The 10373-nt window shown below is 53.4% G+C and carries 10 protein-coding genes; 3 read left to right on the top strand and 7 right to left on the bottom strand.

The genetic code is table 11. The annotated features are described in order from the left end of the window. Positions 1 to 141: 141 nt before the first annotated feature. Together yaaA and ABOC97_RS10020 are read right to left on the bottom strand one after the other, a co-directional pair. Positions 142 to 915, bottom strand: coding sequence for a peroxide stress protein YaaA (gene yaaA / locus ABOC97_RS10025; protein WP_349596963.1), 774 nt, complete (start codon positions 913 to 915; stop codon positions 142 to 144). 66 nt (positions 916 to 981) lie between these two features. Beyond that, positions 982 to 2412, bottom strand: coding sequence for an alanine/glycine:cation symporter family protein (locus ABOC97_RS10020; RefSeq protein ID WP_349596960.1), 1431 nt, complete (start codon positions 2410 to 2412; stop codon positions 982 to 984). 252 nt (positions 2413 to 2664) lie between these two features. On the opposite strand from ABOC97_RS10020, the gene tal reads away from it, so the two are divergent. Continuing rightward, entirely contained in the window at positions 2665 to 3618 is a 954-nt protein-coding gene (gene tal, locus ABOC97_RS10015) for a transaldolase (protein ID WP_061283010.1), read from the top strand. A 57-nt stretch (positions 3619 to 3675) separates the two neighbouring features. Here tal and ABOC97_RS10010 read toward each other — a convergent pair whose 3' ends face one another. Next, positions 3676 to 4614: an Rpn family recombination-promoting nuclease/putative transposase gene (locus tag ABOC97_RS10010; RefSeq protein ID WP_349596957.1), complete on the bottom strand. Its 939-nt coding sequence runs from the start codon at positions 4612 to 4614 to the stop codon at positions 3676 to 3678. A 194-nt stretch (positions 4615 to 4808) separates the two neighbouring features. On the opposite strand from ABOC97_RS10010, the gene mog reads away from it, so the two are divergent. Together mog and ABOC97_RS10000 are read left to right on the top strand one after the other, a co-directional pair. Continuing rightward, positions 4809 to 5396 (top strand): molybdopterin adenylyltransferase, encoded by a 588-nt coding sequence (gene mog / locus ABOC97_RS10005; RefSeq protein WP_062771696.1) that lies wholly within the window; start codon positions 4809 to 4811, stop codon positions 5394 to 5396. Between the two features lie 125 nt (positions 5397 to 5521). Next, positions 5522 to 6820, top strand: a complete 1299-nt coding sequence (locus ABOC97_RS10000; protein WP_349596954.1) for an MFS transporter — start codon at positions 5522 to 5524, stop codon at positions 6818 to 6820. Positions 6821 to 6859: 39 nt separating this feature from the next. On the opposite strand, the gene ABOC97_RS09995 is transcribed toward ABOC97_RS10000, so the two are convergent. From ABOC97_RS09995 to ABOC97_RS09980, 4 genes are all read right to left on the bottom strand, one after another. Then, entirely contained in the window at positions 6860 to 8293 is a 1434-nt protein-coding gene (locus tag ABOC97_RS09995) for a hypothetical protein (protein ID WP_349596951.1), read from the bottom strand. A gap of 134 nt (positions 8294 to 8427) precedes the next feature. Continuing rightward, on the bottom strand, positions 8428 to 8994 hold the full coding sequence (gene satP / locus ABOC97_RS09990; RefSeq protein ID WP_061283005.1) for an acetate uptake transporter: 567 nt from the start codon (positions 8992 to 8994) through the stop codon (positions 8428 to 8430). A gap of 128 nt (positions 8995 to 9122) precedes the next feature. After that, positions 9123 to 9848 (bottom strand): acidic protein MsyB, encoded by a 726-nt coding sequence (gene msyB / locus ABOC97_RS09985; RefSeq protein WP_349596946.1) that lies wholly within the window; start codon positions 9846 to 9848, stop codon positions 9123 to 9125. 30 nt (positions 9849 to 9878) lie between these two features. Next, positions 9879 to 10283: a DUF2541 family protein gene (locus ABOC97_RS09980; protein WP_234507352.1), complete on the bottom strand. Its 405-nt coding sequence runs from the start codon at positions 10281 to 10283 to the stop codon at positions 9879 to 9881. Positions 10284 to 10373 lie beyond the last annotated feature (90 nt).

The raw sequence follows: 10373 nt of genomic DNA, 5'->3' as shown, positions 1-10373 counted from the left end.
GTCTGGAGGTGCTATTTATAACAAAACGCCCCCGACCATCAAGGCCGAGGGCGGTTAAAATATCAAAAACCCGCTATCCGGTTAACCGTCATGCTTCTCCGCTTAAGTGAACGGCATTGCGGCAATGCCGGGCTTTTTCGATTACTGTTCGTGACGCTTAAAGACCAACTCGTCGTGGGTTGAGCTTGCCGGATCGAAGAAATATCCTTCAGTGTTAAACCCGGTTAACTGCTCTGGTTTGGTCAGGCGATTTTCAATGATAAAGCGACTCATCAACCCGCGTGCCTTTTTGGCGTAGAAACTGATGACCTTAAATTTACCGTTCTTCTCATCGAGGAACACCGGCTTGATGATTTGTCCCTTCAGCGCCTTCGGTTTCACCGAGCGGAAGTATTCATCCGAGGCCAGATTCACCACCACATCATCGCCCTGAGCCTCTAATGCCGCATTCAGCGTTTGGGTGATTTCCTCTCCCCAGAACTGGTACAGATCTTTACCGCGCGGGTTTTCCAGGCGAATGCCCATTTCCAGACGGTAGGGCTGCATCAGATCCAGCGGGCGCAGTACGCCATACAGGCCGGACAACATGCGCAGGTGTTTCTGAGCAAAGTCGAAGTCGGCCTCGCTGAAGGTTTCCGCCTGTAGCCCGGTATAGACATCGCCTTTAAACGCCAGAATCGCCTGACGTGCATTATCTGGGGCGAAATCCGGATGCCAGTCGTGGAAACGGGTGGCGTTCAGGTCTGCCAGCTTGTCGCTTATCCCCATCAGCGCCTTAATCTGCGGCGCGGAGAGTTTACGCGCAACGCCTATCAACTGCTGGGATTGTTCCAGTAGCGCGGGCTGGGTATAGCGCGTCGTTGCCAGCGGGCTTTGGTAATCGAGCGTTTTAGCAGGAGAAATCAGAATCAGCATATCCAGTCCTTGCAGAAAATTTCACTCAACTTTAACAAAAAAACGGCATCAGGTGATCGATTGCTGCTATTGGCGCGGCGGTTGATCCCAACTCTCCGGTGCCAGCTGCTGGGCTACCTCCGGGTAATAGTCAGGGTCGAATACCGGCGTCACGCCCAATTTACGCTGACGCAGGTAGTCAGTGGCAATAATTCTCACCACCGGCGAGAGCAGCAAAATCGCCGTCAGGTTGGTGATGGCCATCAGCGCCATAATGACGTCTGCCATCTGCCAGACTACCGGCAGATTCAGCAAGCTACCGGCTATCACCATCAGCGGCGTAGCAAGGCGCAGCAGCCAAATGGCCCACGGATTATTCCAGCGTAAGAAGATCAGGTTATTTTCGGCGTAGACATAGTTTGCCACCACCGAAGTAAAAGCGAACAACACCATCACCACCGCCACGAAGCTCGCACCCCAGTCGCCGACCAGCACATTCATTGCGTGTTGAATCAGCTGAATGCCGTCGTAGCTGGTGGTTTTTGTTCCGTGGCCCGCCAGTAACACGATCATGGCGCTGGCGCTACAGATGACAAGGGTATCGATTAACACGCCAATCATCTGGACGATCCCCTGCGCCGCCGGATGCGGTGGGAAAGAGGAGGCCGCCGCCGAGGCGTTTGGTGTTGACCCCATACCCGCTTCGTTAGAGAACATGCTGCGCTGGAAACCGCTGGTGATAGCCTGGCTCACGCTATAGCCCACGGCACCCGCCGCCGCTTCCTGCCAGCCAAAGGCACTACGGATAATCATTTCGATAATGGCCGGTAGCTCGACGATATGCCACAGGCTGATGAGCAGGCACGCGGCGACCCACAGAAGGGCCATGAAGGGCACGACCCATTGACTGAACTTCGCCACGCCTTTCATGCCGCGCATAATTACCAGCAGCGCAAGTACGGCCATGACCACGCCGGTCACGGCTTTAGGAATATCGAACGCATACTCCAGCGCGTGCGCGGTTGAGTTAGCCTGCACGGTATTGAAAATCAGCCCGTAGGCCAGAAGCAGAAGCAGGGAAAAGATGACGCCCATCCAGCGCATCCCCAGCCCACGGGACATGTACCAGGCTGGGCCGCCACGGAACTGGCCGCTGGCGTCGCGTTCTTTGAACAACTGCGCCAGCGAGCATTCGGCAAAGCTGCTGGCCATGCCGATAATGGCGGCAACCCACATCCAGAACACCGCACCGGGACCACCGACGGTAATCGCTAATGCCACACCGGCCAGATTGCCGCTACCCACACGGGCGGCAAGGCTAATGCATAACACCTGAAATGAGGTCAGGCCGCCTTCACGGGGCGTCAGGCTTCTTTTCAGACTTTTGCTAAACTGACGGATGTAGCGAAACTGGATATAGCCGGTTCTCCATGTGAACCATAGGCCACAGCCGAGGAGTAGGTAAATCATTACCGAACCCCACAGTATCTCGCTGATAAAGGTGAGAAACTCAGGCATTAAACATCCTCTTGTCTATGCCAAAATCGAGGGCTGAGCGCGGGAAGGTCAGATTGCCTTACACGATTCGATTCAGCCAATGTAAGCGCTACCACTATCAGGGCGCAGAAACGCAACCCTCAAAGTTTGATATTGCAGTTTATCATACTCTGCGCTCTCGCGACGTCGGCGGTTGCGCTGAGAGTGCGGCGTGATATTATCGGGGCAGACCGGTTACATCCCCCTAACAGCTGTTTAAAGAGAAACACTATCATGACGGATAAATTGACATCTCTGCGTCAGTACACAACCGTAGTGGCTGACACTGGAGACATCGCAGCAATGAAGCTGTATCAGCCTCAGGATGCGACAACCAACCCTTCTCTGATTCTGGGTGCAGCGCAGATCCCTGAGTACCGTAAACTGATTGATGATGCGGTAGAGTGGGCGCGCAGCCAGAGCAGCGATCGTGCTCAGCAGGTTGTAGATGCTACCGACAAACTGGCCGTAAATATCGGTCTGGAAATTCTGAAACTGGTCCCTGGCCGTATCTCAACGGAAGTTGATGCGCGTCTGTCCTATGACACCAAAGCGTCCATCGCAAAAGCGAAACGCCTGATCAAAATGTACAACGATGCTGGTATCAGCAACGATCGTATTCTGATCAAACTGGCCTCTACCTGGCAGGGTATCTGCGCGGCAGAGCAGCTGGAAAAAGAAGGCATCAACTGTAACCTGACGCTGCTGTTCTCCTTCGCTCAGGCGCGTGCTTGTGCGGAAGCTGGCGTATACCTGATCTCCCCGTTCGTAGGCCGTATTCTGGATTGGTACAAAGCCAATACCGACAAGAAAGAGTACGCTCCGGCAGAAGATCCAGGTGTGGTTTCCGTGAGCGAAATCTACCAGTACTACAAACAGCACGGTTACGAGACTGTCGTTATGGGCGCAAGCTTCCGTAACATCGGTGAAATCCTGGAACTGGCCGGCTGTGACCGCCTGACCATCGCTCCAGCACTGCTGAAAGAGCTGGCAGAAAGCGAAGGCGCACTGGAACGTAAACTGACCTTTACCGGTGAAGTGAAAGCGCGTCCAGACCGCATCACCGAGTCCGAGTTCCTGTGGCAGCACAACCAGGATCCAATGGCTGTTGATAAACTGGCGGAAGGTATCCGTAAGTTTGCCATCGACCAGGAAAAACTGGAAAAAATGATCGGCGACCTGCTGTAAGACTGCGTCGTTGCCTGACAACGGCCCGTTTCTCATTACTGAGAGCGGGCCGTTTTTTTAATGCTGGAGAGAAGGGAGTTCTTCTGCCGTAATACCGGTCATCTCGATGACATCAGCCACCGATATCCCTTTTTTGAGCATTGCCTGCGCGATTTTCCGAGATGCCTCACGCTCGCCCGTATGCATACCTTCCAGAATGCCTTCCTGAATACCCTGCTGGATACCTTCGGTACGTCCTTCTTGCTTCAATTGCTCTGCTAATGTCATGAGTTCGTCTCCATACTGAGGCGCATGCTGCGCCATCTCAAACAGTAATGTGCGGGCATCCTGAGCCTTTCCCGCCTGCAGCATGTAGTTTACCAGCGCAATAACCTGTTGTCCGCTGATGTGGTTGCGGGTTAATAGTCCTGCAAGCTTATCAAATAGCCGGGTCAGATCGCGCTGGCGGATATGCTTTTGAATCAGCGTCAGCGCGGCCATGCTGCGGTGCTGCATGATCTCATCATCAGCAATGACGGTGATATCCACAAGGGGAAAATTTTGGCTGTAAATTTTTCCCGCAAGCTGTGGGTCAACAAAGTTATCCAGCCAGTTCATCGAATAGGGATAGGGGCTTCTTCGCCCCTGGTAAAACAGAATCGGGATAACCAGCGGCAGGGTTTTATGGCCGGCTTCCAGATGGCGCTGCATCGCCGCTATCGCGTAGCGCATTAAACGAAAGGCCATATGCTTATCAGGTGAACTCTGATGTTCTATCAGCACATGGATATACCCGTCGCCGCAGACGGTTTTTAATGAGTAGAGCATGTCACTGAAATAGGGGTGTAAGTCGTCCTCAATAAAACTCCCCGACTCAAGATGCAGGGTTTGCAGGTCGCATAGACGCAACAAGGCCGACGGTAGATGAATAGCAATGAAATCTCGCGCCGTTTCCATTCGTGAGAGAAACGTTTTAAACACCAAATCATGAGGTGTAGGGGACCGGTTTTTATGCATTTTCCACCTTCCGTGGTTATCTTTCGCCGGAGTCTGTCACCCCGGCAAACAGCATGACAGTGAATTATCAATCGGCCTGCTGATTTTGCGGAGCGCCTCGGGGAATGCGGTCAGATAACCCGTTTGGGGATTTAGTATTGCCGGACAATCGCGTGTATCATTCCGCTTAACAGCACCGTTTTAATGGAATAATCATGAATACTTTACGCATTGGCTTAGTTTCTATCTCTGACCGCGCTTCCAGCGGCGTATATCAGGATAAAGGCATCCCGGCACTCGAAGAGTGGCTGGCATCTGCCCTGACCACTCCTTTTAAAGTGGAAACTCGCCTGATCCCTGACGAGCAGACCATCATTGAACAAACGCTGTGTGAGCTGGTGGATGAGATGAGCTGCCATTTGGTTCTGACCACCGGCGGCACTGGCCCTGCGCGTCGCGATGTCACGCCGGATGCGACGCTGGCCATCGCCGATCGCGTAATGCCGGGTTTTGGTGAGCAGATGCGTCAGGTCAGCCTGCATTTTGTGCCGACGGCGATTCTCTCCCGCCAGGTTGGGGTCATTCGTAAACAGGCGCTGATTCTGAATCTACCGGGTCAGCCGAAAGCGATTCAGGAGACGCTGGAAGGGGTTAAAGACGCTGAAGGCAAAGTGTTGGTCAACGGTATTTTTGCAAGTGTACCGTATTGTGTACAATTGCTGGAGGGGCCGTACATTGAAACCAATGCGGATGTAGTAGCAGCTTTTCGCCCTAAGAGTGCACGTCGCGAGACATTATCCTGAATGTAATGCATTCCTGACATAACCTATCATTCCTCTGGAGTGGGATAGAGTTTACGGTATAGTAATTTTTTCTTTACATAAATCGTAAGCTTTTATCGACAGCTCAACTTTGCGAATGGTTCGTTATGTCAAATTACACCCGACCTCTGAATCGACAAGATTATAAAACTCTGACATTGGCGGCATTAGGCGGCGCGCTGGAGTTTTACGACTTCATCATTTTCGTCTTCTTTGCCGCCGTGGTAGGGGAGCTCTTTTTCCCGGCAGATATTCCCGAATGGCTGCGCCAGGTGCAGACTTTCGGCATCTTTGCCGCCGGTTATCTGGCCCGTCCTCTCGGTGGCATTATTATGGCGCACTTCGGCGATCTGGTCGGGCGCAAGAAAATGTTCACCCTTAGCATTCTCCTGATGGCGGTGCCGACGTTGGCGATTGGCCTGCTGCCAACCTATGCCACTGCCGGGCTGGCGGCGCCGTTATTGCTGCTGATGATGCGTATTTTGCAAGGTGCGGCGATTGGCGGGGAAGTGCCTGGGGCATGGGTATTTGTCGCCGAGCACGTTCCGGCGCGTCGGATTGGTATTGCCTGTGGGACGTTGACGGCAGGGCTGACGGTCGGGATCCTGCTGGGCTCGGTGGTGGCAACTCTGATTAACACCCAACTGACGGTACAGGCGATTCACAGCGGTGGCTGGCGTATTCCTTTCCTGCTGGGGGGGATCTTTGGCCTGGTGGCGATGTATCTGCGTCGCTGGCTGCAGGAAACGCCTATCTTCCTTGAGATGCAGCAGCGTAAGGCGCTGGCGCAGGAGTTGCCGATTAAATCGGTTGTGCTCAAGCATAAGCCAGCGGTGGTAGTCTCGATGTTGCTGACCTGGCTGTTATCGGCTGGTATCGTGGTGGTGATCCTGATGTCTCCTGTCTGGCTGCAAAAGCAGTACGGTTTTGCCCCAGCGCTGACCTTACAGGCCAACAGTGTGGCCACGGTAATGCTTTGTGTCGGATGCCTGCTGGCCGGATTGATTGTGGATAAAGTTGGTGCCAGCAAAACCTTTATCGTTGGCAGTATTTTACTCGCCTGTTCCAGTTGGCTTTTCTATCACCTGGCGGGAACGCATCCAGAACAAATTTTCCTGTTGTATGGGCTAGTGGGGCTGTGCGTTGGGGTGGTCGGCGCGGTGCCGTACGTGATGGTGCGAGCCTTCCCGGCGGAAGTCCGCTTTACCGGTATTTCATTTTCCTACAATCTTTCTTACGCTATTTTCGGCGGCCTGACGCCGATTGCCGTGACCATGCTGATGGGCGTATCGCCAATGGCGCCTGCCTGGTACGTATTGGCGCTGTCGTTGTTGGGCCTGGTTCTGGGTATTTGGTTACGTAAAGAAGTACCCGCGGCAGTGGGCGGTGAGCTACAGCGGTCGTAGTCGAGTCTGGTGCCCGGCGTAGCCACGCCGGGCTATTCGCTAGCGAATGATATTGACGTCCTTAAACATAAAGCGCTTTTTCTGCCCCTCTTCCTGATAGCCAATACGAATAAAGATGCGTAGGTCTTCGAGCCAGGCATAATCGCTACTCATTGCGCGACCGTCGCCCCGGTCGTCGGTGCAGCTCAGTTCAAGATAGCGTCCCGGGAATTTCTCATTCAGCATTGAGGCGTCATGCCATGGTGCTTCCACGCTGCAAACCTGACTTTTGGATTTGCTCTTCTGTGGGTCTTGCTCATTTTTCAGCATCGTATGCCAGCGATATGGCTTACCGACCACCGGCTCGGCGCTAAAGTCCGTTTCCAGCGTCTGGCCGATGAGTGGACTGTTTTGCATGGAATCCCACTCTTTCAGGTTCACCATATTGAACAGACGCTGGTACTGGATGTAGAAGGTCACCCCTTTAAGTATCAGAGTGTCAAGCGTCAGCGTGCTGCCGTCCGGCAGGCGGTCGATTCGTGTTTTCGCGCTGCTGTCATCATCACCCGGCCATACCTGGGTGAACGTGAGACGGGTAAAGTTCGGGGTGCGGTTTTCGCCTTCCAGCGTCTGGTGAATCGTATTATTGACCGTTTCTGGTAGCGGGTAGCGGGCTAATGCACTGGGGTCGTTTTGGGCAAAATCAGGGAGCACCAGCGGTGCATCGGCAGCCGTTTTCTGCCGTTCGACCAGTGGACCATGGCCGGTAAACTGACTGAGGTCTTTTAAGGCGCATAGCGTTTTCATTGGCGGTGTGAGCGCCGGAGATAGAGGGGAGAAAACGGCATTCGGCGTGATGCTGTTGTCGGTCACAACTGCTCCATTGACCGAAAAAGTCCGCTCAATACGCGCCTGATTGTTACCGCAGTTAACCTGCATTTGGCTGATTTTAAAGTCGTAGGGTGCGGTATATTGTGCGTCACGATGAATCCGGGCGTAATCGATCCCCAGCCGCAGATTGAGCATGTTGCCCTGACGATAGCTGCGGTTCAAATCGATAAACGGCCGATCGCCATTTTTATCCGCTGTAGACAGCCCCACCCAGCGGGTCTGCGGTATTTTTTGCTGGCAGATATTGAGCGCCGGGTCGGTACTCATCAGGCTGTCGGCATCGGGTTCGAAAGGGATACCGGGAATATAGCGGGCAACAGAGCTGCTGCCATAGACGCGCATATCTTTTCCAGCAGCGGTCCGCAGGTTCATATACAGCAATGTTTTAGCCTGGGTGCCACAATCAATATTCAGCCAAAGAGAGTTACGCGCTCCCCCCGCCATCATAATGCGATAAACCGTATTGATGCTGTCGCCTGTGCGAACGGTATTGTCCTTATCCCAATCAACGCCGGTGACTTCGTTGGCTGATAGCGCATGTCCGGTGATAGGAAGTAGGGCGCTGGTGGCCAGAATCACGTAGCTGGCAGACGTAAGCCGCATTATCAACAATCCTTTTAATGATGAGGAGCCGTTGAAAATAACGTAAATAGCGAGCGGGCGATAACCCCAGGATAGGTAGTTGGTAGGTAAAAAAAAGCGCCGGACAGGCCAGCGCTTTTAAAGAGAGGTGAGGATTAGTGTTTTTCACCAATCGGCAGCACGGTGCGGCCGAACTGCTCGTTAAGCACTTCGCCCATCGCCAGGTAAATGGCGCTGGCACCACAGATGAGGCCAATCCAGCCTGCAACGTGGATGATCGCTTCGTTGCCGTTGATGTTGCCAATCGCCAGCAGGGCGAACAGCACGGTCAGGCTCAGGAACACGAACTGCAGCATGCGTGCCGCTTTCAGCGTACCGAAGAACATGAACAGCGTGAACACGCCCCACAGGCCCAGGTAGGCGCCGAGGAACTGCGCGTTAGGTGCTTCGGTCAGGCCCATTTTCGGCATCAGCAGGATGGCGACCAGAGTCAGCCAGAAAGAGCCGTAAGAGGTGAAGGCGGTCAGACCAAAAGTATTCCCTTTTTTGTATTCCAGCAGGCCGGCAAAAATCTGTGCGATACCGCCGTAGAAAATACCCATTGCCAGAATAATACCGTCAAGAGCAAAGAAACCCGCGTTGTGCAGGTTAAGCAGAATGGTGGTCATGCCGAAGCCCATCAGGCCCAGCGGTGCCGGGTTAGCCAACTTAGTGTTGCCCATAATTCCTCAAATCATCATTGAATGGTGAAATAGTCTCCCCAGTGTTGGGGCGCGGCATAATAATCAGGAGTAAACGGGCTGTCTATGATCTCGTGAGGGGAAAATAAACTATTTTCCCCGTTTTACGCTTAACCTAAGCGTTTTAGTGAGGCAATGGCCATCATGCGACGCAGGCAAGCGATGCGCAGGACGGTGGGAATAGTGACCCGATAGGCGCTACCGCTCACCGCCTTCACGCCGTTGACTGCCGCGCCCACCGGCCCGCCAAGCCCTACGCCACGTATCAAACCATGGCCAATAACGCTCACCGCAGCATGCTTATGCAGAATGTGGCTGAGCTGGTCGGCCAGCAGATGCGATACTCCATGTTCCAGACGGTGGTGATCGATTAGCTGAGGCAATAATTTTTCCAGTTCCGTTACTTTCAGCTCGACGGCGGCATGAAAGCGGGCTTTCTGCTCATCATCCATTCGCTGCCAGGCGTGACGGATAAAATGCTCAAGCAGGATTTTTTCAATCTTAGCCGTTGGCATCTCTTTATCGGCTTTGAGGCTCAGACGTTTGGCTACGTCGATTAGAATTTCACGATACAGTTTCCCGTGACCACGTAATTTATTGGCAATACTGTCGCCGCCAAAGTGCTGCAGTTCACCGGCAATCAATTGCCAGTTACGACGGTGTTGTTCCGGATGTCCTTCCATCGACATATACAATTCATTGTTTAAGAGGGCGCTTGATAGACGGCGTTTTCCCTTTTCATTGTGCGTCAGCAATTGGGCTAAGTTTGCCAGTTGCTCTTCGCTACAGTGCTGAAGAAAAACGAGGTCGTTGTCATCCAGGTAGAAGGCTTTCATTGGGTATGCGGCTTTTGTCTGAGGGCGGGGTTAATCGTCGCCGATGATTTTTAGCGAGGCCATATCGGAGGAGTTCACCGTATGTCCGGAGAAGGAAATTCTGGAGACACAGCGTTTGTTGTCGTTATCGCTGTTGATATTAATCCAGTCCGTGGTCACGCCTTGTTTGAGGGTTGACGGTACGTTCAGGCTCTGGCTGCTGCTACGGTCCGCTTTAAAATAGACGGATGCGCCGCTTAATGCAGCGTCGCCGCGATCGACCGTGAGCTGGATGCGTTTCACCACGCGGCACACCGGCAGCTTAAGCGTCAGGTCGTTGGTTTCATTGCGGGGTAATGCAATGACGCCCAGCGTTTTATGGTCGTTGGCATAGGCGGATCCCGCCAGCAGCAGGCCGAACGCCAGGCAGGCTGAGAGACTTACGATGGCTTTCATTGTGTTCCTTACCGAAAAAGGCCGTTTCAGGACATGAAACAGAAAGGCGAATTTTATCGCTCTCCGGTAAGGCTTTCAGCGCTTAATTAT

The sequence above is a fragment of the Kluyvera huaxiensis genome (genome assembly GCF_040149365.1).
Taxonomy (GTDB): domain Bacteria; phylum Pseudomonadota; class Gammaproteobacteria; order Enterobacterales; family Enterobacteriaceae; genus Kluyvera; species Kluyvera intermedia_A.
The sequence above is the reverse complement of the archived record's forward strand: the minus strand, read 5'-3'. Positions and strand labels throughout refer to the sequence as shown.

What these genes read in the sequence shown, in the direction of transcription:
- yaaA (WP_349596963.1), bottom strand. Translation starts at nt 915, where the DNA reads ATGCTGATTCTGATTTCTCCTGCTAAAACGCTCGATTACCAAAGCCCG.
- ABOC97_RS10020 (WP_349596960.1), bottom strand. Translation starts at nt 2,412, where the DNA reads ATGCCTGAGTTTCTCACCTTTATCAGCGAGATACTGTGGGGTTCGGTA.
- tal (WP_061283010.1), top strand. Translation starts at nt 2,665, where the DNA reads ATGACGGATAAATTGACATCTCTGCGTCAGTACACAACCGTAGTGGCT.
- ABOC97_RS10010 (WP_349596957.1), bottom strand. Translation starts at nt 4,614, where the DNA reads ATGCATAAAAACCGGTCCCCTACACCTCATGATTTGGTGTTTAAAACG.
- mog (WP_062771696.1), top strand. Translation starts at nt 4,809, where the DNA reads ATGAATACTTTACGCATTGGCTTAGTTTCTATCTCTGACCGCGCTTCC.
- ABOC97_RS10000 (WP_349596954.1), top strand. Translation starts at nt 5,522, where the DNA reads ATGTCAAATTACACCCGACCTCTGAATCGACAAGATTATAAAACTCTG.
- ABOC97_RS09995 (WP_349596951.1), bottom strand. Translation starts at nt 8,293, where the DNA reads ATGCGGCTTACGTCTGCCAGCTACGTGATTCTGGCCACCAGCGCCCTA.
- satP (WP_061283005.1), bottom strand. Translation starts at nt 8,994, where the DNA reads ATGGGCAACACTAAGTTGGCTAACCCGGCACCGCTGGGCCTGATGGGC.
- msyB (WP_349596946.1), bottom strand. Translation starts at nt 9,848, where the DNA reads ATGAAAGCCTTCTACCTGGATGACAACGACCTCGTTTTTCTTCAGCAC.
- ABOC97_RS09980 (WP_234507352.1), bottom strand. Translation starts at nt 10,283, where the DNA reads ATGAAAGCCATCGTAAGTCTCTCAGCCTGCCTGGCGTTCGGCCTGCTG.